Source organism: Bradyrhizobium zhengyangense, from assembly GCF_022012555.1.
GTDB classification, from domain to species: domain Bacteria; phylum Pseudomonadota; class Alphaproteobacteria; order Rhizobiales; family Xanthobacteraceae; genus Bradyrhizobium; species Bradyrhizobium zhengyangense.
Window position 1 is genome coordinate 224,923 of sequence record NZ_JAKLTZ010000004.1, and the last position, 23,026, is coordinate 247,948.

The following is a 23,026-nucleotide window of genomic DNA, read 5'->3' on the forward strand; positions in this document are numbered from 1 at the left end:
TCCTCCGCTCGCACCTACCCAAGCTTTGCCATCCTCAGCTCGCGGACAGATGAATCACATTCCACGACGCCGGCTTGAGCGTCGTCTGCAATCGTCCACCATCGAACGACACATCCTGCAGCGGCGCCGGCTTGACCTTAGTCGGCGCGGTCTTGGTATTCGTTGCCTTGAGATCATCATGCCGGAGCTCGAGCCGCTCGCTCACCGTCAGCCTGCCGAAGCTTCTCGCCTCGACGCTCACCTCCATCTCCTGCCTCAGATCCCGATTGAGCAGAAACAGCGACAGGCCGCCATCCTCTGCCGCCACGGCCGCGATCTTCAGATAGGGCACGTTAGGCACGGGAAAAAATTGCTCCTGGGTGCCACGGGGATCGTAGTAGTGGGAATCGTAGGTTTCGGACTCCGCCTGCGCGCGCAAGACCTTGCCGCGGCCGAAGCGGGTCGTGTGCGCGAACGGAAAGAAGGTGGTCTGGCGCCACGCGCCGCCGCCCGTCTCGGTCATGATCGGTGCGATGACGTTGACGAGTTGCGCGAGGCAGGCGACCCTGACCCGATCGGCATGATTGAGCAGGGAGATGCAGGCGCCACCGAAGGCGAGCGCGTCCTCCATCGTGTAGATTTCCTCGAGGATCGGCGGCGCCACCGGCCAGCCTTCCTTGACCCGGTCGGCGCGATTGCGCCGCGTTCGGTACCAGACGTTCCATTCATCGAAGCTCAGCATCAGGCGCTTGCTGGAACGCCGCTTGGCGGCAACCGCGTCGGCGATCGCAACGACCTCGTCGATGAAGCTGTCCATCAGGTCGGGGCTGGCGAGAAAGGACGCCGTGTCCTGCTTGTAATTGTTGAGATAGGTATGAAGGGAAATGTAGTCGACGTGATCGAAGGTATGCTCGAGGACCGTGTCCTCCCACTGGCCGAAGGTCGGCATGTTGCGGCCCGACGAACCGCACGCCGCGAGCTCGATGGTGGGATCTATCCAGCGCATCATCTTGGCGGCTTCGCGGGCGAGCGCGCCGTAGTCGGCGGCGCTCTTGTGCTCCATCTGCCAGGGCCCGTCGACCTCGTTGCCGAGGCACCACAGCTTGATGTCGTGCGGCTTGTCCCAGCCGTGGGTGCGGCGCAGCTCCGACCAGGCCGTGCCGCCCGGATGATTGCAATATTCGACCAGATTGCGCGCAGCATCGCCGCCGCGGGTGCCGAGATTGACAGCCATCATCGGCGCGACGTCGGCGGCCCTGCACCAGTCCATAAATTCATTGGTGCCAAAACTGTTCGGCTCGGTGCTGAACCAGGCGAGGTCAAGACGGGCCGGCCTCGTCTCCAGCGGGCCAACGCCATCCTCCCAATTGTAGCCCGAGACGAAATTACCGCCGGGATATCGGATGAGCGTCGGGCCAAGCTCCTTCACCAGCGCGAGCACGTCCTTGCGAAAGCCGCTTTCGTCCGCGGTCGGGTGGCCGGGCTCGTAGAGGCCGCCATAGACGCATCGACCGAGATGTTCGACGAACGCACCAAACAAGCGAGGGTCGGTGTGACCGATGGCGAAGTCGCGGTCGATCAGAACTCTGGCTTTTCTCATGCTCTCCTCTCAGGTGCTCCGGGGCTGAGACCGTTCATGTTGGGCGTGACGATCGCCGGGGCGCTGGCGACCTCAGGCAATAGCACGGCTTCGCGCAACTGGCGCGTATAGGGATGCCGGGGCGCCTTCAGCACCGTTCGCGCATCACCACTTTCGACGACGCTGCCCTTCTGCATGATCATGATACGATCGCTGATGTAGTAGGCGGTCGCCAGATCGTGCGTGACATAGATGATCGATATCCCCAGCTCATCCCGCAACGTCCTGAACAGATTGACGATGGACATGCGCAAGGACGCATCGATCATGGAGACCGGCTCGTCCGCCACGATCAATTTCGGCTCGGCCAGCAGCGCACGGGCGATCGCGACCCGCTGAAGCTGTCCGCCGGACAGCTCGTGCGGGTACCGGCCACCCACCTCCTTGAGCGACAAGCCCACCTTGTGCAGCGCCGCATCGACGGCCACCGCAGCCGTGCTCTCACCTGCCGCGCCAGTAAATCGAAGTCGCGTCATAAGTAGATACCGCTCAACCCGCTTCAGCGGATTGAAGGATTCAAACGGATTCTGAAAGATCGGCTGCACCTTGTGCATGAATGCCAACCGAGCAGCATTGCCGCCCATCGCCGCAAGATCAGTGCCGTCGAGCACCAGTCTGCCGCTGGTCGGTGTCTCCATGTTGAGGATCATTCGGGCAAGCGTCGTCTTGCCGCTACCGGATTCGCCGATGATCGCCAGGATCTCCGGCTGCCCGGCCGCAAGCTGCATGCTCACCTTGTTCACCGCAACGATCTTCTCCCGCGATAGCAGCCTTCCGCGGGCGAAAGTCTTGCTGACCTCCATGACATCGAGCAGCAGGTCATTCATGCGCCGTCGCCCCCGTTGACGGCGAAGCACGCCACGCGATGCCCGGAGCTCGCTTCACGCATGACAGGAACCTCACGGCAGCAAATCTCGCTTGCGAGCGGACATCGCGGATGGAAGCGGCAGCCCGACGGGGGATCGGCCAGATTTGGCGGAGCGCCGGCAAGCCCCGCGCGTGGCGCGTCCTCGCCGATGCGCGGAAGGCTGGAGATGAGGTTCTTGGTGTAAGGATGCAGCGGGTTCCGGAAGATCTCCGCGGTCGCGGCCTCCTCCACGAGGCGTCCGGCATACATGATGGCGAGACGGTCGGTGATATGCGCATGTACGCCCATGTCATGCGTGACGAACAGAACCGACGAGCCGGTCTCGCGCTGAATGCCGCGGATCATGCCGAGCACCTCCTTCTGCACCACCACGTCGAGCGCGGTGGTCGGCTCGTCGGCAATGATAAATCCGGGACGGCAAATCGTCGCGAGCGCAAGCGCGGCGCGTTGCCGCATCCCGCCCGAGAGCTCGTGTGGAAAGGCTGTTAGCACTGACGGATCGAGTTTGACGCGAGCCAAATGGGCGACCACCAGTTGCTCGAACTGCTTTAGGCTGCCGCCGATATGCGGATAGGCGAAATCGACGAACGAGGATCTGACACGACGCACCGGGTTCAGAACGTTCATTGAACCCTGCATGATGTAGGACAGGTGCCGCCAGCGAATCCGCTCCAATTCCGCCCGCGCTGCACGGTGCAATCCGCCATAGCCTGAGAGAAACGCAAACTCCATGCTGCCGCCCACGATCTCGAGCGGGGGCTTGATCGCACCGGCAATGCTCTTGATCAGCGTGGTCTTGCCCGAGCTCGATTCCCCGGCCAGACCATAGATCTCGCCGCGGCGCACGGTGAAGCTGACACCATCAACCGCCCGGATGCCGCGCCTGACGCCGGCATGGCTGGTCCGATAATAGGCTTGCAGATCGCGAACGACGAGAAGCGGCTGAGCCTCTTGATCCCCGTGCGGCTGCTCGACGCTCGCGTGCATCACGAAGCCTCTCCCGTGCTCCAGAGGCGGCTTCTCGGATCGATATGGGCGTTCACCGAGACCGCGAGCAGGAACAGCCCGATGAACGCCATGATCACCGCGATGGTCGGAAAGGCGATCCACCACCAGATGCCCGCAACCATCGCCGTGTGCTGGTTGGCCCAATAGATCATGCCGCCGATCGTCGGGGTGTTGATGTCGGTGAAGCCGAGCACGGCAAGCGTCACCTCGAGCCCGATCGACCACACCATGTTGTTCATGGTGGTGGAGAACAGGATCGGCACGACATAGGGCAGATGCTCCTCAGTCAGGATCTGCCGCGTGGTCATTCCGGAGAACAGGCTGGTCTGGGTGAACTCACGCTGCCGCAAGCTCATCACCACCGAACGGATCAGCCGCGCATCGTAAGCCCAGCCGAAACAGGCCATGATCAGCGCCAGCATCAGCCAGGAGATGCGGTCCCGCATCACGAAATAGAACAGCACCAGGATCGGCAGCAGCGGGATGACGATGAAGGTATCGTTGACGGACATCAGCGCGCGATCGACCCAGCCGCCCTTGTAGCCACTGACGAGCCCGACCGCGAGCGCCACCAGGCGGCTGACCAGGGCCACCGTCCCGCCAAACAGCAGCGTATTCCGGATGGCGAAGCTCACCTGCCAGAACACGTCCTGGCCGCGCGACGTGGTGCCGAACCAGTATGTCAGCGACGGTGGTAAATCGGGCGGCACCACGTAGACGCTGTCAGGCGGATATGGCGAAAAGCTCGCCATCATGGACAGCAGCAGGACGACGGCAACCAGCGCGAGCCCGATCCGGAATTCGGTCCTGTAGCGCAGGAGCTCGCGGATAAAGGCGACCATCAGCTGACCTTCACCCGGGGATCAAGCAGCGGGTACAAGAGATCGATCGCGAGCACGCCAACGGATACACTGAGAATCGAGATGGTGGTGACGCCGAGGACCAGGCCGTAATCACCGGCATAGACGGCATCGACCAGGAGCGAGCCAAGACCTGGATAACCGAACACCTTTTCGGTGATCACGGCCCCGTTGAAGATTCCACCGAGCGACATTGCGAGGCCCGTCACCTGCGGCACGAGCGCATTGCGCATCACATAGGATGTCAGGATGCGCCAGGAGTTCACACCGGCAAGCTCGGCATAGACGACGTAATCCTCGGCGAGGACATTGGAGACCAGCGAACGCATGCCGAGGAACCAGCTCCCCACGCCGATCAGGATCAGCGAGAGCGCCGGCAGGACGGCGTGTTGCAGCACGCTAAAGACGAATTCGGGTGTCAGGGTCTGCGGCAGATTCATCGTCGCCCCACCGCTGATCGGGAGCACCGGCCAGATGAAGCCGAACAGGATCAGCAGCAGCATGGCCAGGATGTAATAGGGGATCGGATGAAGGCCCATGGCGATCACCCCCATCAGCTTCAGCCCGCGGCTCTGCCGGTAATAGCCGGCAAGCCCCCCCAACAGATTTCCAAGCACCCAGGCGATGAGGGTCGAAACCGTGAGCAGGCCCGCCGTCCAGGGCAGCGCACGTCCAATCAAAGTGCCGACGGGGGTCGGAAATGCCGACAGCGACGGGCCGAAATCGGCGCTCAGGATTCGCTTCCAGAACGTCAGATATTGTTGAACGGGCGTGCCGCCGAGACCATAGAGCTCGCGCAAGGACTTGCGCATCTGCTCGATCGCATCAGGCGCCGTGTTGCCAAAGGAGGTCACCGCCGAGATCGATTGCTCGACCGGATCGATCGGCGATGCATGCGTGACGACATAGGCGATGTTGATGCCGATGAAAACAACGAGCAGGAACTGCGCGAGCCGGCGGCCGACATAGCCGGCGTATCCGCTCATGGCAGCACCTGCGATGCTCGACAAGGTCGCCACGGCAGATGCGGGCGCTGCGGAATCATCGCGTCCTAGCTTGCCGGCTTCAGCCGGACGAACATGTAGCGCGAATTGCCCCAGTTCGGCACGGGATTGGTGTAGGGATTCTCCGAGGTCGGGAAACCGGTCCAGTAGGTCTGGTCCATCGCGGTGAACACGTTGTAGGCCATCAGCGGAATGGTCGGCATCTCCTTCACCGCGAGCTTGATGTAGTCCTTGCCGAGCTCGATCGACTTGGGATCGTCGAAACCAACGGTACGGATTTCCTCGATGATCTTGTCGAGTGCTGGACTGGACCAGCGCTGCCAGTTGCGCAGCGGTTGCGGCTTGCCCGGCTCGGCGACGAATTGCGAATGCCAGCTGTCGAGGAAGTAGGACAGGTCCGGGTGGCCGCCCAAGGTCTCGACGCTCCAGCCGATGAAAGTGTCGAAATCACCGGCGGCCCGCCGCGTCGGCAGCGTGCCTTGCACGACGTCGATCTTGGCGTCGATGCCCGCCTGCTTCCACAGCTGCACGATCATCGTTCCGGCCCGCGTCATCACCGGACGCAAATCGCCCTCGACCATGACGCGGACACTGAAGGGCTTTCCATCAGGCGTGATCCAGGCGCCGCCGCGCTTGCTGAAGCCGGCCTTCTCCAGAAGCTCCTGCGCCGCGACCGGATCCGTCCTCCACCAGCCCCGGCCAAACGCCTTGGCGATCTCTGCCGGATCGGTCGGGATCTGCTCGCCCATGGACGGCCGCAGCATGTCGGCAATCTGCTTGCCGATGGTCGGATCGTACGGCTTGATCTTGCGTTTTCCGGTATCGATCTCGAAATTCTTGAGCCAGTCTTCCATCGGCGCGTGATAGGTGGCCGGATGGGTTCCTGTCGGCGGCACGCCGATCGCCGATATGGTGGCAGCGCCGCGATAGGCCGCCATCGCCACGGCCTTGATGTCGATCAACAGCGCCAGCGCCCACCGCACATCAGGATTTTTGAAGTTCTCATTCTGGGTGTTGAAGATCACCGCGGGAAGCGTCGGATCGGGATGGCCATAGGGGAATCCCTTGAACCAGGCCCGCGTCGTCTTGCTCTGCTTGGCGAGGGCAAACATGCCCTCAGGCGCCATATCGTGGATCACGTCGAGCTCGTGGTTGAGTTGAGCGATCACCCGCTTGTCGGGCGGCCCGGGATCGACATAAGCGAGATATTTCGGACCCGGTTTGCCGAAGCGCGCCAGCGTGGTGCGCTGCCAGTCGTCGCGGAGCTGCCAGATGTACCATTTGCCGTCGGGATCATAGCTGTGCAGCACATAGGCGCCGAGCGAGACCGGCTTGTTGAAATCGAATTTGACGGGATCCTCGACCTTGTCGAAGATGTGCTTGGGCAGGATCCACACCGCGCCCCAGCGCACCGTGAAATTGGTGTGGAAGCGCGAGTTGGGTTTTTTGAGCTTGAACACGACGGTGTGCGCATCCGGCGCCTCGATGGAGGCGACGTTGCTCGTCAGCACCGCACTGAAGCGCATGGCCGGATGCTTGATCTGGGTCATCACGGTTGCGACGACGTCGTCGGCCGAAAACTCGACGCCGTCGCTCCAAAAGATGCCGCTGCGCAGCTTGACCGTCATTTCAGTGAAGTCGGCGTTGTATTGCGGCTTGTCGGCGGCCAGCGAGTTGTCCCAGACGCCGTCGAGACCGCTCTCGGGATCGATGTACCAGAGCGTATCAAGCGCAACCTGCTGCAGCCCATTGGACTGCGCGCTGGCGTTGATCACCCAGATGTTGAACCAGCCGGCATTCTTGACGGTGCCTTCCGGGTTCTCGAGGATCAGCAGTTCCTTCCTCGGAATGTTTTGCGGAATACCCTGCGCATGACCAGGTTCCACTGATGCGAACAGCAGCGATCCCAGCACACAAGCGGCCAGCAGCAATGCACTGATACAGCGCATGATGTCCTCGCGGCAGATTTCGTCCCGACGCCTTTTGTTTGACGGGATGCTAGAGGCGCCGGAGTCGCGCGACAACAGGAATCTTGTATGGGGGCGAACCTGCGCCGACGGCGTCTAGCCCAAATCGAACGCTTTTCGTCCCGCTGACAACGCCATTCGTCCCAGCACGCGTTCCTTCATCCCTGCTCCGGAGCCGGCGGCCCCCCAATCCTTGTCCGCCCGAACGGTTCGATCACAGTCGGGCTTCCCTCTCCGGGAGAGACCGGCGGTAGGACCAACGGTTTGACCAGCAGCAGCGGCAGGGTGCGAGACAGATGCAGGCAGGATACATCCCCCGAATTGGGCAGGGCATGATGGCCGTGCTCGCCACGCTCGTCGCGGTGCACGCCTTGCGATACTACGCCACGTTGGAAAACGTCTGGCTCGGCGTCGATCCTGATATCAAGGCCGTCATGTTGCGGGCGCCCCTGCAAGCGCTAACGCATATGCTGATAGCTCCTGCCGCCTTGCTGCTGGGACCGCTCCAATTCCTGCCGGGGCTCCGCGCCCGCCATCCGGCGCTGCATCGCTGGTCCGGCCGAGCTTACGTTCTGGCATGCGTCGTGGCCGGAGCAGGCGCATTGGCGACGTCACCATTTGCCTCGGGCGGATGGGTGGCTGGTCTCGGCTTCGGCATCCTCGCGGTCGTGTGGATCGGCACGACCGTGGCCGCCTGGATTTCAGCCGTGCGAGGAAGGCTCGAATGGCATCGCCTGTTCGTGCGCTTCAGCTACGCGATGACTTTTGGAGCCGTTGTCCTTCGCCTGCAGATTCCGATCGGTTACGCGTTGGGGTACGCCAGCTATGCCAGCATGTCTCCGGTCCTGGCGTTTACCTCGTGGGTACCCAACGTCTTGATCGTCGCTCTGTATTCCATCTTGGATGCACGGCGGGCTCGATCGCTATCCCGACCAGTGCCTGGACCCGCAGCATCGCCGACGGCCGGCTGAGCTGCTCGATCGTAGCGACAATCCCTTTCTGGCCCGACATCGGCGGATCGAGGAGGCTGCATCCCCTCCTCGATAACGTGATTCCGCTTCGCGAAGGCGCGGTCGACAACTCAGGTCCTTAACCCGCGCCTCGTTACTCCCGCGGTGTCCGATCGCTGCGTGCGGGCTCGTCGTAACCCTTGCGGCGGCTATAGAACATCAGTGCTGTCAGGCCGACGCCGATCACAAGCATCAGGATGGCAGCCACTCCGAGGATGACATTGCGGTAAAGCGGCATTGGTGACGTGGCTTGCCACACCGACGCGCAGTACCAGGTTGCCAGAACAAGAAGAGCTGCCAGAGCCGCAGAAAGGAGCCAATGCTTCGTGTTGCGCACAATTGCCTCCGTCATAGTGACTCAGGATCCGCACAAACTCCGTGACATATCTGCCGCCGGGATCTGAGACCTTCGCGACAGCGTTCCTATCGCCACCGCCATCCGCAATGACGACGACCGCGGCGCCACCAGCAAACCCAGCGACGCTGGCGCCGGCGCGGCGGCGGGGGGCCCCAGCCGGGACCAGGTCCCCAGCCTGGACCCCAACCAGGACCGGGTCCCCACTGCGCCTGCGTCAGGGGGTCCGACTGCGTGGCGGCCTTGGCAAGGTCGAGAGCCATCGGCATCGCTTCTGCTGCCTCGATGAAACGAACCCCGATCGCGCCGATCGCTGCGGCGGCAACGGCGTTCCGGGCAAAGCCAAGGAAAGCTCGACGGTTGGGAGTGTCCATCATCTTTCTCCTCTTGTTACGCAGTCCTTCGCACAGCGTGAAGCGCGTAGAGCAGCCAGGCGAAGCCGTGCGAGATCAGATCGACGCCTAGCAGGAAGCCGAGCGCCCAAGCGCTGATGGTGGGAAAGCCAAACAGGATGAGCAGCCCGGCAAGGAGTGCGAAGAGACCGGAGACCAGCATCATCCAGCCGTTCTGCCGCCAATAGGCGAAACTCAGCACGCATCTGATGGCGCCCGATGCGAACAGCACGGCGCCGAGAAAATAGGTCAGGATCAGGGCGCCGGAAGCGGGCTCCGTCAGAAGCACAAGTCCGAAGGCGACATAGAGCGTGCCGAGCAGAATCTGCCACAGGAACCCGCCCCACCCCCTGGTCCAGAAGGCATGGGCGATCTCGAACGCGCCCGCTGCAATTGCCGTCAACCCGATCAGCTTGACGCTGATGACAGTCGCGAACGCCACATCGCCGAGCGCCGCGACACCAGCACCGATCATCACGATGCCGAGGAGGACGCAGACCCACAGTGGAGGAGGACCCAGCGCTTCGATGCCGGACCGGCTGTCGTAGACCGTCATGCCATCCTCCTGATGCGCGCGATCATCTCCCTGGCATGGTAACTTCGAACTCGCACCCTCGACATCCGACGAAACCCTGAGCAAGGAAGCGGGAAATCCAACCAACGTCGCTCGCAGTCGCTCTGCTATCGCGTGCCGCGTGGACCCAACGTCAGATTGGTGACGCCGGCCGCGAGATTGATCCCGATCGACCGCTCGATCGACAGCGGTTGCAGCATGATGCTTCGGCGCGAACCGCCAATCAGAACGTTGGCTCCGAGGCCGGGTCCAAGGGCGATGGCGCCGCTCGCTCCCACGTAGTTGCCGCGCAGGGTGGCGGGGCCGATCCGGGAATTCCTGGCGAGGACGGCCCACGACAAGGTGCCTGCGGAGGTCACGCCAAGGTCGAGACCGATGCGCCTTATGCGTCCCTCATAGATATACTGCCGCTGTGACCTTCTCGCGTAGAACACGCAGCGCAGCGATTGCGCCGATCCCAGGACCAGCCCCACGCGCGGCTCGCTGAAGCACAACAGTCGGCCGACCCGGAATGCGTCGGCGCGGGCGGGCAAGACGGTGCACAACAAGACGAACGTGCCGATGAAGAAGAGCCGCATTGTTCGCATTCAAGCCTCCCTTTGGTTGTTGATGGCCCTTGTCGCTGGCGGTCTGTCCTGGCGAAGCCAGAACGTAATGCCGAGGCCGATCAGCAGCACGGCACCCAGCAGGAAGAAGAAGACGGACTGCTTCAGCCAGGATATCGCCGGGACGGCCACGCCCATCGCAAGGCCGAGGAAGGAGATTTGCAGCGACAGAAGGCTGACGCCCGCGAGGAACGTGCCGAGGGCGAGCAACGTCAGCAGGACGAGGCCCGTTGCGGGCGTCGGAAGCAACTGCTGCACGCCCGCCACCAGCATGATGTTCATGGTGACCAGGACGGCAACCCAATGCAGCGCCTGGGTCCAGATCAATCGGAGCTGGGCCTCCTTGCTCTCGGTCTCCGGCCATTTGGTGACGACGCAGACCACGCCGATGGACAGCGCCAGGAATTCCCAGTAGCCGACAAGAGGCTGGTGGGACACGTTGGTATAGGCGACGCCCGCGATGGCGAGCACCAGCGCCACGACATAGGGCAATTGCTGCCACAGGAAGTGAGCCATCCCCGAACGCGATGCGGGGCTCTCCATGCCATCGTTACGTTCGACATCGACGTCGCTCATGATCATCCACTTACAAATGTTTGGCGTTCAACGTCTGCTTGGGATCAGCGTCGAGCCAGTCCTCGACGTAGAACCGGATGATCGCAACCCGCCCGACGGCGACCAGGGGCATGGCGAGCGCGATGCCCATGACGCCGAACATCGCGCCCAGCAGGACGATCGCAACCAATGTCCAGGCAGGAGGAATTTCGACGGCCTGGCGCTGGATCAACGGGCCAATGACATAGCCTTCGACCGACTGGATGATGGTGTAGACGACGATGGCCCAGATCAGCAGTGAGGCGCCGAGCGGCATCGCCACGAGGGCGATCGGAATCGCGGCCACGATCGGCCCGAGATACGGGATGAAATTGGACAGACCCGCCTGCAATCCGAGCACGAAGGGACCGGGGAGCCCGATCAAGTAGAGCGCGATCCACACACACAGCGTCATGAGGATGATGCGGATCAATTGCCCGACGAACCATAGCCGCATGACGGCGCCCATCTCGTCCATGACAGCGCTTGCCCGCGCGCGATACGATCGCTTCATCAGCATGACGAGGCTGTCGCGGTGGCTGGTCGGATCAAACGCAAACAGGATCCCGAGGAACAGGATCACGAGAGCGCCGGTCAGCAGGCTCGATGCTCCGCCCAGCACGATCTGGGCGTGGCTGATGAACCTGCCCTGGTCGGAGAAAAGCCATTGCGAGAAATTGCGGCCGCCTTCCGGACCAAGCAGCTCCACGCCGTACGACAGCAAATGCGCCTGGACGATGTCGAGTTGGGTATCCATCACCTTGATCAAGTTCCGCGTCTGCTCCGGCAGCTTGCCCGCACCCCAGTCGAGGCCAAACCCCGCGATGGCCGATAGCAGCAACAGCACCAGCGTCAGCCGCCAGGCACGATTGAGCGGGATGACCGGCGCCAGGGCCCGCGCTGACGCATCGAGAAACGCCGCACACAGCACACCCGCGAAGATGAGGAGAAGGCTGGAGACCGTCTGCCAGATCAGGAACAGCGCGACGCCAGCGGCAAGCAGGCTCAGTCCCGTCCCCAAAATGCTGCGCGGTCCGGCATCGCGGGGACGATCAACCGGCTCGTCGCGCCGTGTGACCTCGGAATCTCTCTCGCCTGTACGCGCGTCGTTCATGGGTCGACCAATGCGCTGGTCCTATTGCGGCGCCTGAACCTGGCTGCGGACGCGGCGGCTGCCAAAATGCGGATGCGTGCCGCCGCGATGACGCCAGTAACGGTGCTTGGTCGGGGTCATATTGGTATTGGGCGTCGCGGTCTTCGTCTCTGACTTCATCTCGGATTTGGGCGCGGACGTGCCAGTGTCCTGCGCAGCGGATGTGGCGGGAGCATTCGACTGGGCCAAGGACAGGGTCGGCGGTGTAGCCGCCGCCATCCCGACCAGAATCAGGACCCCGTAGAGTGTGACTTTCATGTTCGCCTCCCAATGATCAGAGGTCGCTGGAATTCAGATCGATATGGCTCCGGTCGCGAGTGCATAGATGCCGGCGCACGCGGCGATCGCAATCGCCGCAAACAGGATGGCCTCGAGCGGTGTGAAGGTCGCTTCCTTGCGTTCACGCTTCGCCAGAAAGAAGAGCAAGGTGCCGGGCGCGTACAGAATGGACGACAGCAGCAGAAATTTGGGCCCGCCGGCGTAGATCATGCCGACCGCGTAAAGCGTCGCGATCATCGAGCGGATCCAGTCAACGACACGCGCCTGCTCGAAGGCCTTGTAGGTCTCGCCGCGCGAGGCCAGCTTCAGGCCATAGGCCGCGACAAGGAAGTACGGAACCAGCGTCATCGCGCTCGTCATCTTCAAGGCGAGCGTGAAGGCGTATTCCGCAAACCAGGTCACGAGGAGGAAGAGCTGGATGACGCAGTTGGTGAGCCAGAGCGCACCGGAGGGAACGTCGTGCACGTTTAAGCGGGCGAGAAAGGAGGGCATGGTTCGATTGACAGCCGCAGAATGCAGGACCTCGGCAGCCAGCAGCGACCATGAAAGATAGTTGCCGAGGATCGAGATCAACAATCCGACGCTGATGAACACGCCGCCCCAGCGACCAACCATCGCTTCCATGACGCCCGCCATCGACGGCGTCGGGAGGCCCGCCAGGTGTTGTCGTGGCAGTACGCCGTACGACAGCAGCGTCACGAGGACGAGAAGGCAGAGAACAGTCAGAAACCCGACCACGGTTGCAAAGCCGATGTCGGCGCGGTTCCGGGCATAGCGGGAATATACGCTTGCACCCTCGATACCGACGAAGACAAATACGGTCAGCAGCATCGTGCTGCGGACCTGGTTGAACACGTCAGAGAAATCCGGCGTTGCCGTTCCCCAGAAATTCCCGGCGAACAAATCGCCGTCGAGGGTGATCGCGGCCACGATAATAAACAAGAATATCGGGATGACCTTGGCGTAGGTCGCCACTGTGTTGAGCGCGGTCGCGCCCTTGATGCCGCGCAGCACCAGCACGTGTACGCTCCACAGCAGCACGGTTGCGGAGGCAATGGCGATCGGTGTCGAGCCGTCGCCGAAGACCGGGAAGAACGTCCCCAGGGTCGCCTTGATCAGAATGAGGCAGGCGACGTCTGCAAGACAGCAGCCGATCCAGTAGCCAACGGCCGAAGCGAACCCGATATACTCCCCGAATCCAGCCTTGGCGTAGGCGTAAATGCCGGCATCAAGGTCAGGCTTGCGCTGGGACAGCGATTGGAACACCAATGCCAGCATGAGCATGCCGGTGCCCGCGATCGCCCAGGCGATGATCGCTCCGAATGCGCCAGTGGCTCGTCCGAAGGATGCTGGCAATGCGAAGATGCCAGAACCGACCATCGACCCGATCACAAGGGCGATGAGCGCGTTGCGGGAGAGCTTCTGATTGGCCTCGTTCGTCGAAGGAGCCATGAGGACGGCCTTCCAAATCCGGGACGGAAGCCGGCACGGATGCCGGCCAATCCCGGTGAAGAGCCTAGAGGCACCCCTCACCTTCGGACATCAGGGATTCTCTGTAGAAGCCAGAGCCGGAAATCGGCCCGTGCCGGAGCTCTGTGAGCGGCCATCAGATCTTGGCGGCGCGGCAGCCGGGCCCTCATCGCGACAGCATGATGGCGATCCGGGAAGAGCGGCACGAGCTACGAATACGACACCGGCGCGGAAGAATTCGCCGGCCTTCGCGAGCTCGGCGGCGATCCGCTGGGCGTGCAGAACGGCTGCGTCATGATTGACATGGTCACATCCGATGCCATCGGGACAAAGACCGTATTTGTCGACGATATGGAAGAAGAAGCGCATGCCGCCGAATTAAGCCGGATCGCGGCCGGCTTCCAAGTGACAAAGCCGTAAGAGACCTACACCAAAGGGATGAGAAACGGCGCCGGATTGCGCATTGGTAATGAGCGGGATGGCTGCCGCGAAGGGCGGGGCCGCGGGCGGTTGCAGCCGCATACGTGGTTTTCGCCACCGGCACTCGGGTGATTGTCCGATGCCGTCGCGCGGGTGTGGAGGCTAGCTTGGCCGGGCTCCGCGAGTTCAGGAGGAGGCAAGCTATGACCAACTTCGATCAGAACCTTTCGAGATCAGGCGCGATCGGTGGCGGCACGACTGCGGTGGACGCCGGATTGCGCAATTACATGATGCGCATCTACAACTACATGGCTGCGGGTGTCGGCCTCACCGCTGTCGCCGCGTGGTTGACCTACCAGCTCACCGGCCCGGCGTTGCTGCAGAACCCGTTGATGTGGGTCTTTATCCTGGCGCCGCTGGCACTGGTGTTCTTCATCAGCGCGCGCATCAACACGCTTTCGGTATCAACGGCGCGCCTGCTGTTCTTCATTTATGCAGCGCTGGTCGGCGTATCGCTCTCGACCTTGTTCCACATCTATACGAGCGCTTCGATCACACGCGTATTCTTCATCTCTGCCGCGACGTTCGGGGCGCTCAGCGTCTTCGGCTACACGACGAGGCGCGACCTCTCCGGCCTCGGCACCTTCCTGTTCATGGGGCTCATTGGCGTCATCATCGCGAGCCTCGTGAACATCTTCCTGCAGTCAACCGGACTCGACTGGCTGATTTCGGTCGTAGGCGTCGGCGTCTTCGCCGGGCTTACGGCCTACGACACGCAGCGGATCAAGGCGATGTACGATGCCGGTGACGATGAAACCTCGGCAGGCCGCAAGTCGGTTATTGCGGCGCTGTCGCTCTATCTCAACTTCATCAACCTGTTCATGATGATGCTACGCCTGCTCGGCGGCCGGCGCTGAACGGCTGAAGGCATCCGTTCAGGCCGCTGGCCGCTCCGCGGCGGCGCTTGCGAGCGCGTCGCGCAGAGCCTGTTCCTTGGCATCGTCCAGCGACGTCTTCAGCACCGTCCCGCCGGCGTCCTTGATCTCCTTCAGCACCTTGTCGGCGGTCATATTCTTGATCAGGACGAACAGGGCGGCGTTGCCGGTGTGCAGTGAGCCAGACAGCTCCTTCATGAAGGCGTCGTCGATGCCGAAGTCGGTCAGCGCGCCGCCGAGTGCGCCGGATGCCGCGCCGACCGCGACACCAAGGATCGGATTGAGGAAAATCACGCCGATCAGAAGACCCCAGAAGCTCCCGGTCATCGCGCCCATCGCCGTCGTGTTGACGAGTTGATTGAGCTTGATGCCGCCGGAATCCGTTTTCACGGCGATCACGGCGTCGCTTATCGTGATCAGATACTCTTTCTGCAATTTGAGGAGGCGCTGACGTACCTCTTCGGCTTTCGCTTCGGACGGATACACGATCGCGACTAGATCGGACATTGAGACCTCCGTTTCAATTAGGACAGGTCCGCTCAGGACCGACTGGTCCCGACCGCACAGCGCGAAATCGAGAATAGAGTGTGAGCCGCCGACCCGGCATCCGACAAAACCCCTGATACGATGGATGTTTTTCCGATCCGCGAAGAACAGGCGAGTGATACGTGACCTGTTTCGGCGAGAAGGAACGCGCCGGGGCACCCGTACCGTCGTCGTCTTGAGCTGCTGTTTTGCGGCGAGGGAAATCCCGGCCCTCGACTAGGTGATCACCCGATATTCCCAGGCTCCCCCCAAGGCGCATGGTGCAGCGACCGGGCTAGTCAATCGGCCAGGATGTTGCGAACCCGCGTGTCGCGAGGTCTTCCCATGAGTGGGACGCCGTCAATCCAAAAACTCTCTCTGCTCGCGTTGACCGCGATGGTGGTCGGCTCGATGGTCGGCTCGGGCATCTTCTCGTTGCCCCGCACCTTCGGCATCGCCACCGGCCCGTTCGGCGCCATCTTCGCCTGGTGCATTGCCGGCGGGGGCATGTACACAATGGCCCGCGTCTTCCAGTCGCTGGCGGAACGAAAACCCGATCTCGACGCCGGTGTCTATGCCTATGCGAAGGCAGGATTCGGCAATTATCCGGGATTCCTGTCCGTGCTCGGCTACTGGACGGGAAGCTGCATTGGCAACGTCTCCTATTGGGTCCTGATCAAATCGACGCTGGGCGCGTTCTTTCCGGTGTTTGGCGACGGCAATACCGTCGTCGCGATCATCGTGGCATCGGTCGGGATCTGGCTGTTTCACTTCATGATCCTGCGCGGTGTGCAGCAAGCCGCGGCAATCAACACCGTCGTCACGGTCGCCAAGATCGTGCCGATCCTGGTCTTCATCGTCATTCTCGTGTTTGCGTTCAAAGGCGACATGTTCCGCGCCAATTTCTGGGGCGGCGAAGGCATGCCTGACAAGGGTCTTTTCGACCAGATCCGCGCGACCATGCTGGTCACGGTGTTCGTGTTCCTCGGGATCGAAGGCGCCAGCGTCTATTCACGCTACGCCAAGGAACGATCCCACGTTGGCGCGGCGACGATTTTGGGCTTTGTGATCGTCACCAGTCTCATGGTGCTCGTCACCATGCTGCCCTACGCGGTGCTTCCCCGCGCGGAAATCGCCGAGATGCGGCAGCCGTCCATGGCGACGGTGCTCGAGGCGGTGGTCGGGCATTGGGGCGCGGTCTTCGTCAGCATCGGGCTGCTTGTCTCGGTGCTCGGGGCCTATCTCGCTTGGTCCCTGATCTGCGCCGAGGTGCTCTCGGCGGCCGGCCGGACCAGGGACATGCCTGCCCTGTTCGGCACCGAGAATGCGAACAAGGTGCCGGCTGCGGCACTGTGGCTGACGAATGTGATCGTCCAGCTCTTCGTCATCAGCACCTATTGGTCCCGGGACGCTTTTGCGCTGATGCTCAATTTGACGAGCGTCATGAACCTCATTCCGTTTTTTCTGGTCGCCGCCTACGGTCTCTTGCTGGTCAAGCGGGGTGAGACCTATGAGAAGGACGCTGATCACCGCAGACGTGACATGATCTTCGCCGGCATTGCCGTCATCTACACGCTGTTCCTGATCTATGCAGCCGGAATGAAATACCTGCTGCTGGCTGCCATTCTCTACGCCCCCGGCACGGCGCTGTATTTCTGGGCGCGCTTCGAGCAGAAGGCGAAGGTCTTTACCGCCGTCGAGTGGGGCATCTTCGTCGCAGTCGCAGCCGGCGCTGCTGTTGGGATCCACGGATTGGTCACTGGCTACATCACCATTTGAGCAGGCAACACCCGGGAGACTCCCCATGGTAAAGCAGACATCGGACACCTCGGTTCGGTTCGGGGTCCATTCAGAGGTCGGCCAGTTGAGGAAAGTGATGGTCTGCTCGCCCGGCCGCGCCCATCAGCGCCTCACGCCGTCGAATTGCGACACCCTGCTGTTTGACGACGTGCTGTGGGTCGAAAACGCGAAGCGCGATCACTTCGACTTTGTGCAGAAGATGCGCGACCGCGGCGTCGACGTCGTCGAGATGCACAACCTGCTGGCGGAAACGGTCGCGATCCCCGAGGCCAGGAAGTGGATTCTCGACAACCAGGTCGTTCCCGATCAGGTCGGTCTTGGTCTCGTCGACGAGCTCCGCTCCTACCTCGAAGGCCTCAAGCCGCGCGACCTTGCGGAAACGCTGATCGGCGGCGTGTCGACCCATGATTTCCCGGACGCGCATGGCGGCGAGACGCTCAAGCTGGTCCGCGAAGCGGCGGGCATGACCGAGTATCTGCTGCCGCCATTGCCGAACACGCTGTACACGCGAGATACGACCTGCTGGATCTACGGCGGGGTCACGCTCAACTCGCTGTATTGGCCTGCGCGCCACGAAGAGCCGATCCTCACGACGGCGATCTACAAGTTCCACCCGGACTTCGCCGGGAAGGTGAATGTCTGGTGGGGCGATCCGACCAGGGATCACGGACTGGCCACACTCGAAGGTGGCGACGTGATGCCGATCGGCAAGGGCAATGTGCTGATCGGTTTGAGCGAACGCACCTCGCGTCAGGCGATCAGCCAGCTCGCTGCGGCTCTGTTCAAGCAGAAGGCAGCCGAGCGCATCATCGTGGCTGCCATGCCGAAGTTGCGCGCCGCGATGCATCTCGACACCGTGTTCACCTTCGCCGACCGCGACTGCGTGCTGCTCTATCCTGATATCGTCAACAACATCACGGCGTACTCCTATCGGCCGGCCAACAATGCCACCGGCATCGAACTGCGGAAGGACGAAAAGTCGTTCGTGGACGTCGTGGCCGAATCGCTCGGCCTGAAGAAGCTGCGCGTTGTCGAGACGGGCGGCAACGCCTATATGCGCGAGCGAACGCAGTGGGACAGCGGAGCCAACCTTGTTTGCGCGTCGCCGGGTGTCGTGTTCGCCTATGACCGCAACACCTATACCAACACGCTGTTGCGCAAGGAGGGGATCGAGGTGATCACCATCGTCGGCGCCGAGTTGGGGCGGGGCCGCGGAGGAGGACACTGCATGACCTGTCCGATTACCAGGGACGCGGTGGACTATTAGGCGGATCGCATGGGATCGGCCGTGGCCGGGGTGTTACGGCCGCGCGCTGCTTCGGCATGCAGCGGAGCGCACCATCTCCGCGTGTCGTTCGCGAAGACCATTTGCAGCACTTGCGCGTCTATTTCATCGCATTTGAATTTCACTGTCGGACTGCGGCACAAACTGCATACTCGAACCTGACGGATGTCACAGATTCGAGAACTCGGTCCTGCAGCAGTGCAACTTTATTTGTATCATCAACCTAACGGTGTATAACAGCGGTGCCCCACGGGCGCGCATTCGTTCGCTTCGCCCAATTGGGCAGGTAGGAGACGCTCGATATTGAGATTCAGTGTCGAACGTCGCCGGGGACGTGAGTGCGTGCCGTGAAGCCACATAGCTCTTCCTCCAGCGAGATCGATCGTCCGGGCGTCAGGGAGTGGCTGCGGCTTGGGTCGGAACATACCAGCGACCGCCTGTACTGGATGTCCTCAGCCGATCTTCTCTTTGCAGTACGTCCCTCGCCTGGAGGCGGCTTCGTGTATGAGGGGATCAATCCGGCGTTTGAGGCTCAGCTCGGTATTTCGTCGGAAGCCATCCGGGAGATGGACGTCTCCGATTGCCTGAGCAAGGAAGACGCCAGAACGGTTTGCAAAACCCTTCGCACCTGTCTCGCAGAAGGAACGGAGGTCAGGACTTGTCATCGTCTTGGATTCGGCAGTCAGCGGCAGAATATGGAGACAACCATCGTTCCGGTCACGGATTCCCTGACCGGGTCTACGGCCACCCGGTTGATCGGCAGCCATCGCCTCGTGCGCAATGGCGCCTTCGAAAACGCGACCGGACGCGTGGAGGGCACGCCGTCGAGTTTCAATTTGGCGTCCATTCAGGAGGATATCCAGCAGCGGATTGCTTCCGATCTGCACGATTCGACATGCCAGCATTTGATCGCTGCGAGCCTGGGCCTGATGCGAATCCGGCGGAGCCTGGGCGATCCGGTGAGGGCCGAGCGGCTTTGCCAGGAGATCGACGCATCGATCGACGAAGCGCTGAGGGAAATTCGCGCCTTTGCCTATCTGCTGCATCCGCAGGATCTGACGCTCGAGAGGCTGAAGGCCACGATCGAGCACTACGCAGATGGTTTCGCGGCGCGCACGTCGCTGCGGGTCACGACCAGAATCGCGTCAGACGTCGATCTGTTGCCTTACGAAAAGCAGCGCTCGATCCTGCGAGTCGTTCAGGAGGCCCTCACGAACGTGTTTCGTCATGCGAAGGCGACGGAAGTGGGTATCGTCCTTGATGTGGCCGAGAGCGAACTTCGGCTGACGATCAGCGACAACGGGTGCGGGCTTCACGCGGACCACGCCAAGCCGGGCGCGAAGGCGATATCGATCGGCGTTGGAATTCCCGCAATGAGAGCGAGACTCCAGCAAATCGGAGGTTCGCTCGACATTTGCTCCGATACGACAGCGCGCCGCTCCGGCACGATACTTCGCGCGGTGTTTCCACATGGACTGACGACGAACAGGCGCAACAAGCGAAAGGCCAGCACTGGCATACGAGAACCACAAGAACGCTATGAGGGAAGAAGAACACTGAACACCGGCGGCAAGCGAAAATAGAGCAGTTCAAGCCGGGCCGCCGTGTGAATGACCCTGGAGTCCTCTGACATGAAGCGTTTTCTTATCGCTGATGATCACGATGCCGTGCGATCGGGCTTGCGAGCGGTGCTCGAACAACGAACGGACTGGGAAGTGGTCGCCGAGGTGAACGACGGCGGCAAGGTGTTGAGCGCCGCAATCGAAAGTCAGCCGCATGTCGCGATCGTGGATTTCTCAATGCCGCGAATGACCGGCGTGGAGGTCGCGAGGCGGATCAGAGAATATCCGTTGCAGACGGAAGTCTTGATCTTCACGGTGCACAACTCCGGCCTGCTTGCAGAGCAGGCATTCGAGGCCGGTGCACGCGCGTTCCTGGTCAAATCGGATGCGAACAGATTGCTGCTGGCGGCCGTCGAATCGCTTCTGGTGCACAGGCGGTTTTGCAGCGTGAGTTGCCCGAATGGGGCGAACCGGGCATCCTGCGGCAATGCCGACAAGTATCACGGGCTCACTCCGCGCGAGCAGCTCGTCGTCAAGCTGGTCGCCGAGGGTTACAGCAACAAGAGCATCAGCGCGATCCTGAACCTCAGTGTCAAGACGACAGAGGCGCATCGGGCGGCGGCTATGCGCAAGCTGGACGTGAATTCAACTGCCGGCCTGGTCCGATACGCCGTACGGGCGTCACTCGTCGAGGCGTGAGGGCGCATTGGCCCCGGAGATGTCAGGGGCAAACGCGCCAGCTGAGTACATTCGCAGAGGCATTTCAGGGTTTTGTAGGATAACCCTGCGGCGGACGATCGATAGGATCGTTCGACTTTGCCGCCGCCGGTCATCTGCTCGATTGTGACTGGAAAAACGAGAACGACGCCCGTGAAACGCATCTTGATTGCGGATGATCATGAAGTCGTGCGCTCCGGGCTTCGCGCAATCGTTGAAATGCAGTCGAACTGGATTGTTGCGGGCGAAGCCAGCAATGGAGAGCAGGCCATTGCGTTGGCTTTGGAGGCGAGGCCCGACATCGTGATCGTCGACTATTCGATGCCCCTCATCAACGGACTGGAGGTCAGTCGCCGTCTCAGGGCGCTTCATCAGCGTACGGAAGTCTTGATCTTGACGATGCATGAAGATGAGGAACTGCTGACGGAAGCTGTTCTGGCCGGCGTACGTGGCTTTCTGTTCAAGTCGGATGCCAAGAAGCACCTCATTTTCGCAATCGAGGCGCTGCTCGACGGGAGACCCTATTTTACCAGCGCCCTTGTGGAGAAGCTCCTGCACGACTACCAGCTCAACAAGCGGGGCAAGTCGGGCATGCTGCTAACGTCGCGCGAGCAAAGCATCGTCCAATTGATTGCGGAAGGGCATACCAACAGATCCATAAGCGTCATTCTGAAGCTGAGCGTGAAGACGGTCGAGACTCATCGTGCCTCGGCAATGCGCAAGCTCGGGATGTCGTCAACGGCCGAACTGGTCCGGTATGCCATCCGCAAGAAGCTGGTTGTGCCGTGACTATCAGATCTGCCCGTCGTTGAGACGATTGACAGGGTGGCGGGTGTTTTGCCCGACGAACCAAGATTGCAGTGGCCGAACGTCTACGGTCAGGTGGCGCCCGCTGGGCGCAGCGTGATCCGGGTCAACTCGGAGGGGCGACCGAGTCGCAGCGCAAAGCCCGGCCACAAGCCGGTGCCGTTGTTCACATAAAGCGTCATCCCGTCGACATCGTAACGACCCGATACGAAGCCGGCGTTGGCGCGTGCGGCCAGCCGGTCGATCCCGAGGATCAATCCGCCGTGCGTGTGTCCGGACAGTTGCAGAGCCACGCCGAGCTTCGCAGCGTGCCGCGCGTCGCTCGGCTGGTGATCGAGCAGGATGACGGGGACGCCGTTGGGAACATCCTCGAGAGCGGCAGCATGATCCCTGACAGGCCCTCTGTGGCGCGACGCCCGGTCGGTGATCCCTGCAACAGCCAGTTGGCCACCGTCGCGATCCAGAATGATGCTCGTGTTTTCGAGCGACAGCAGTCCCAGTTCGGCGAAGCGCGCCATCCATGGGCCGTAGCCAAAGATGTACTCGTGATTGCCCGAGATCACATAGACGCCGTCGGTCGCCTTCAGATCCCGCAGTGGCTCAATGTCGGCGCGTCGCGCATCGAGAGTGCCGTCGATCAGGTCCCCTGTGATCGCGATCAGATCGACGCCGAGCTTGTTCGACCGCTCGACGACGGCGCGCGCCCATGAGGCGGGAAACAGCCGGCTGATGTGGAGATCGGTCAATTGCAGAATTGTGTATCCGTCGAATTGCCGCGGAAGTCCGCGGATACCGACTTCGATGTCTTTCAGCGGCGGAATCCGCATCGCCTGATGGACGCCGATTGCCGCTGCGACGCCGGCCAGCCCCGCCAATCCGTAGCGGACGCCATCAGGCGCGCTCACGATGCCGCCATGGATCAGCATTCCGACCAGAAGTCCGGCATCGAGCAGCAATTGCAGCAGCGCCAGCAGGACGATCGCGCCGAACGCCCAATTGAAGAGAGCGACCACTGGACGCGGAAACTCCGGAGAGAACACTGAACCCGACGAGAGCTTGCTCCACCGGTGAAACTGCAACGCGACCAAGATGAGCGCCGCCGCCACGATCTTGATCGAGAGCGGCAATTGTAGCGGCCAAATAAAGCGCGTCAGGATCAGCAGGTAGGCCAGGCCGAAGATGAGCTGGGGAATCGGTTCGCTCCGGATTTGATCAGTG

General features: G+C 61.9%; 24 protein-coding genes. 8 read left to right on the forward strand and 16 right to left on the reverse strand.

Annotated elements, in window-relative coordinates:
• Nucleotides 1-34 precede the first annotated feature (34 nt).
• The 6 genes from arfA to L6639_RS16600 all read right to left on the reverse strand — a co-directional run bounded on the left by arfA (nt 35) and on the right by L6639_RS16600 (nt 7,307).
• Nucleotides 35-1,579 carry an arabinosylfuranosidase ArfA gene (gene arfA / locus L6639_RS16575; RefSeq protein ID WP_237862799.1) on the reverse strand — a complete coding sequence of 515 codons (1,545 nt, stop codon included), beginning with the start codon at nt 1,577-1,579 and terminating at the stop codon, nt 35-37.
• Nucleotides 1,576-2,445, reverse strand: a complete 870-nt coding sequence (locus L6639_RS16580; RefSeq protein WP_237862800.1) for an ABC transporter ATP-binding protein — start codon at nt 2,443-2,445, stop codon at nt 1,576-1,578. Before L6639_RS16580 ends, arfA begins: the two co-directional genes overlap by 4 nt.
• On the reverse strand, nt 2,442-3,473 hold the full coding sequence (locus L6639_RS16585) for an ABC transporter ATP-binding protein (protein WP_237863336.1): 1,032 nt from the start codon (nt 3,471-3,473) through the stop codon (nt 2,442-2,444). The genes L6639_RS16580 and L6639_RS16585 overlap by 4 nt, the downstream gene beginning before the upstream one ends.
• A complete protein-coding gene (locus L6639_RS16590) occupies nt 3,473-4,336 on the reverse strand; it encodes an ABC transporter permease (protein ID WP_237862801.1) in 864 nt (287 codons plus the stop codon). Before L6639_RS16590 ends, L6639_RS16585 begins: the two co-directional genes overlap by 1 nt.
• A complete protein-coding gene (locus tag L6639_RS16595) occupies nt 4,336-5,340 on the reverse strand; it encodes an ABC transporter permease (RefSeq protein ID WP_237862802.1) in 1,005 nt (334 codons plus the stop codon). The genes L6639_RS16590 and L6639_RS16595 overlap by 1 nt, the downstream gene beginning before the upstream one ends.
• A 65-nt stretch (nt 5,341-5,405) precedes the next feature.
• Nucleotides 5,406-7,307, reverse strand: a complete 1,902-nt coding sequence (locus L6639_RS16600; protein ID WP_237862803.1) for an ABC transporter substrate-binding protein — start codon at nt 7,305-7,307, stop codon at nt 5,406-5,408.
• Between the two features lie 353 nt (nt 7,308-7,660).
• On the opposite strand from L6639_RS16600, the gene L6639_RS16605 reads away from it, so the two are divergent.
• The gene (locus L6639_RS16605; protein WP_237862804.1) at nt 7,661-8,296 is read left to right on the forward strand and encodes a DUF2306 domain-containing protein; all 636 of its coding nucleotides are present in this window, start codon (nt 7,661-7,663) and stop codon (nt 8,294-8,296) included.
• A 133-nt stretch (nt 8,297-8,429) separates the two neighbouring features.
• Here the strand turns inward: L6639_RS16605 and L6639_RS16610 are convergent, their stop codons facing one another.
• From L6639_RS16610 to L6639_RS43465, 8 genes are all read right to left on the reverse strand, one after another.
• Nucleotides 8,430-8,672, reverse strand: a complete 243-nt coding sequence (locus tag L6639_RS16610) for a hypothetical protein (protein ID WP_237862805.1) — start codon at nt 8,670-8,672, stop codon at nt 8,430-8,432.
• A gap of 408 nt (nt 8,673-9,080) precedes the next feature.
• The gene (locus tag L6639_RS16615) at nt 9,081-9,638 is read right to left on the reverse strand and encodes an HdeD family acid-resistance protein (RefSeq protein ID WP_237862806.1); all 558 of its coding nucleotides are present in this window, start codon (nt 9,636-9,638) and stop codon (nt 9,081-9,083) included.
• Nucleotides 9,639-9,763: 125 nt separating this feature from the next.
• Entirely contained in the window at nt 9,764-10,243 is a 480-nt protein-coding gene (locus tag L6639_RS16620; RefSeq protein WP_237862807.1) for a DUF992 domain-containing protein, read from the reverse strand.
• On the reverse strand, nt 10,244-10,837 hold the full coding sequence (locus L6639_RS16625) for a hypothetical protein (RefSeq protein ID WP_237862808.1): 594 nt from the start codon (nt 10,835-10,837) through the stop codon (nt 10,244-10,246).
• 10 nt (nt 10,838-10,847) lie between these two features.
• Nucleotides 10,848-11,969 (reverse strand): AI-2E family transporter, encoded by a 1,122-nt coding sequence (locus L6639_RS16630; protein WP_237862809.1) that lies wholly within the window; start codon nt 11,967-11,969, stop codon nt 10,848-10,850.
• Between the two features lie 21 nt (nt 11,970-11,990).
• On the reverse strand, nt 11,991-12,266 hold the full coding sequence (locus L6639_RS16635; protein ID WP_237862810.1) for a hypothetical protein: 276 nt from the start codon (nt 12,264-12,266) through the stop codon (nt 11,991-11,993).
• Between the two features lie 33 nt (nt 12,267-12,299).
• Nucleotides 12,300-13,739, reverse strand: a complete 1,440-nt coding sequence (locus tag L6639_RS16640; protein ID WP_237862812.1) for a basic amino acid/polyamine antiporter — start codon at nt 13,737-13,739, stop codon at nt 12,300-12,302.
• A gap of 90 nt (nt 13,740-13,829) precedes the next feature.
• On the reverse strand, nt 13,830-14,108 hold the full coding sequence (locus L6639_RS43465; protein ID WP_377803186.1) for a hypothetical protein: 279 nt from the start codon (nt 14,106-14,108) through the stop codon (nt 13,830-13,832).
• Here L6639_RS43465 and L6639_RS43065 point away from each other — a divergent pair.
• The gene (locus L6639_RS43065) at nt 14,052-14,177 is read left to right on the forward strand and encodes a hypothetical protein (protein WP_271604423.1); all 126 of its coding nucleotides are present in this window, start codon (nt 14,052-14,054) and stop codon (nt 14,175-14,177) included. The genes L6639_RS43465 and L6639_RS43065 overlap by 57 nt on opposite strands.
• 203 nt (nt 14,178-14,380) lie before the next feature.
• Complete coding sequence (locus L6639_RS16645; protein ID WP_237862813.1) at nt 14,381-15,094, forward strand: Bax inhibitor-1/YccA family protein; 714 nt, start codon at nt 14,381-14,383, stop codon at nt 15,092-15,094.
• 18 nt (nt 15,095-15,112) lie between these two features.
• Here L6639_RS16645 and L6639_RS16650 read toward each other — a convergent pair whose 3' ends face one another.
• A complete protein-coding gene (locus L6639_RS16650; RefSeq protein ID WP_237862815.1) occupies nt 15,113-15,619 on the reverse strand; it encodes a DUF1269 domain-containing protein in 507 nt (168 codons plus the stop codon).
• Nucleotides 15,620-15,982: 363 nt separating this feature from the next.
• Between L6639_RS16650 and L6639_RS16655 the strand changes: the two genes are divergently transcribed.
• The 5 genes from L6639_RS16655 (at nt 15,983) to L6639_RS16675 (ending at nt 21,790) form a co-directional block, all read left to right on the forward strand.
• On the forward strand, nt 15,983-17,416 hold the full coding sequence (locus tag L6639_RS16655; protein ID WP_237862817.1) for a basic amino acid/polyamine antiporter: 1,434 nt from the start codon (nt 15,983-15,985) through the stop codon (nt 17,414-17,416).
• 25 nt (nt 17,417-17,441) lie between these two features.
• A complete protein-coding gene (gene arcA / locus L6639_RS16660; RefSeq protein WP_237862818.1) occupies nt 17,442-18,704 on the forward strand; it encodes an arginine deiminase in 1,263 nt (420 codons plus the stop codon).
• 356 nt (nt 18,705-19,060) lie between these two features.
• The gene (locus L6639_RS16665; RefSeq protein ID WP_237862819.1) at nt 19,061-20,305 is read left to right on the forward strand and encodes a sensor histidine kinase; all 1,245 of its coding nucleotides are present in this window, start codon (nt 19,061-19,063) and stop codon (nt 20,303-20,305) included.
• A gap of 48 nt (nt 20,306-20,353) precedes the next feature.
• On the forward strand, nt 20,354-20,983 hold the full coding sequence (locus tag L6639_RS16670; protein WP_237863337.1) for a response regulator: 630 nt from the start codon (nt 20,354-20,356) through the stop codon (nt 20,981-20,983).
• 171 nt (nt 20,984-21,154) lie between these two features.
• Nucleotides 21,155-21,790 carry a response regulator gene (locus L6639_RS16675; RefSeq protein WP_237862821.1) on the forward strand — a complete coding sequence of 212 codons (636 nt, stop codon included), beginning with the start codon at nt 21,155-21,157 and terminating at the stop codon, nt 21,788-21,790.
• An 89-nt stretch (nt 21,791-21,879) separates the two neighbouring features.
• Here the strand turns inward: L6639_RS16675 and L6639_RS16680 are convergent, their stop codons facing one another.
• Nucleotides 21,880-23,001 (reverse strand): metallophosphoesterase, encoded by a 1,122-nt coding sequence (locus L6639_RS16680; RefSeq protein ID WP_237863338.1) that lies wholly within the window; start codon nt 22,999-23,001, stop codon nt 21,880-21,882.
• Nucleotides 23,002-23,026 lie beyond the last annotated feature (25 nt).

Coding starts and splice junctions, on each gene's coding strand:
- L6639_RS16585 (WP_237863336.1), bottom strand. CDS start 3,473: ATGCACGCGAGCGTCGAGCAGCCGCACGGGGATCAAGAGGCTCAGCCG.
- L6639_RS16670 (WP_237863337.1), top strand. CDS start 20,354: ATGAAGCGTTTTCTTATCGCTGATGATCACGATGCCGTGCGATCGGGC.
- L6639_RS16595 (WP_237862802.1), bottom strand. CDS start 5,340: ATGAGCGGATACGCCGGCTATGTCGGCCGCCGGCTCGCGCAGTTCCTG.
- L6639_RS16620 (WP_237862807.1), bottom strand. CDS start 10,243: ATGCGAACAATGCGGCTCTTCTTCATCGGCACGTTCGTCTTGTTGTGC.
- L6639_RS16650 (WP_237862815.1), bottom strand. CDS start 15,619: ATGTCCGATCTAGTCGCGATCGTGTATCCGTCCGAAGCGAAAGCCGAA.
- L6639_RS16645 (WP_237862813.1), top strand. CDS start 14,381: ATGACCAACTTCGATCAGAACCTTTCGAGATCAGGCGCGATCGGTGGC.
- L6639_RS16605 (WP_237862804.1), top strand. CDS start 7,661: ATGGCCGTGCTCGCCACGCTCGTCGCGGTGCACGCCTTGCGATACTAC.
- arcA (WP_237862818.1), top strand. CDS start 17,442: ATGGTAAAGCAGACATCGGACACCTCGGTTCGGTTCGGGGTCCATTCA.
- L6639_RS16635 (WP_237862810.1), bottom strand. CDS start 12,266: ATGAAAGTCACACTCTACGGGGTCCTGATTCTGGTCGGGATGGCGGCG.
- L6639_RS16580 (WP_237862800.1), bottom strand. CDS start 2,445: ATGAATGACCTGCTGCTCGATGTCATGGAGGTCAGCAAGACTTTCGCC.
- L6639_RS16655 (WP_237862817.1), top strand. CDS start 15,983: ATGAGTGGGACGCCGTCAATCCAAAAACTCTCTCTGCTCGCGTTGACC.
- L6639_RS16590 (WP_237862801.1), bottom strand. CDS start 4,336: ATGGTCGCCTTTATCCGCGAGCTCCTGCGCTACAGGACCGAATTCCGG.
- L6639_RS16600 (WP_237862803.1), bottom strand. CDS start 7,307: ATGCGCTGTATCAGTGCATTGCTGCTGGCCGCTTGTGTGCTGGGATCG.
- arfA (WP_237862799.1), bottom strand. CDS start 1,579: ATGAGAAAAGCCAGAGTTCTGATCGACCGCGACTTCGCCATCGGTCAC.
- L6639_RS16625 (WP_237862808.1), bottom strand. CDS start 10,837: ATGAGCGACGTCGATGTCGAACGTAACGATGGCATGGAGAGCCCCGCA.
- L6639_RS16615 (WP_237862806.1), bottom strand. CDS start 9,638: ATGACGGTCTACGACAGCCGGTCCGGCATCGAAGCGCTGGGTCCTCCT.
- L6639_RS16630 (WP_237862809.1), bottom strand. CDS start 11,969: ATGAACGACGCGCGTACAGGCGAGAGAGATTCCGAGGTCACACGGCGC.
- L6639_RS16640 (WP_237862812.1), bottom strand. CDS start 13,739: ATGGCTCCTTCGACGAACGAGGCCAATCAGAAGCTCTCCCGCAACGCG.
- L6639_RS43065 (WP_271604423.1), top strand. CDS start 14,052: ATGATTGACATGGTCACATCCGATGCCATCGGGACAAAGACCGTATTT.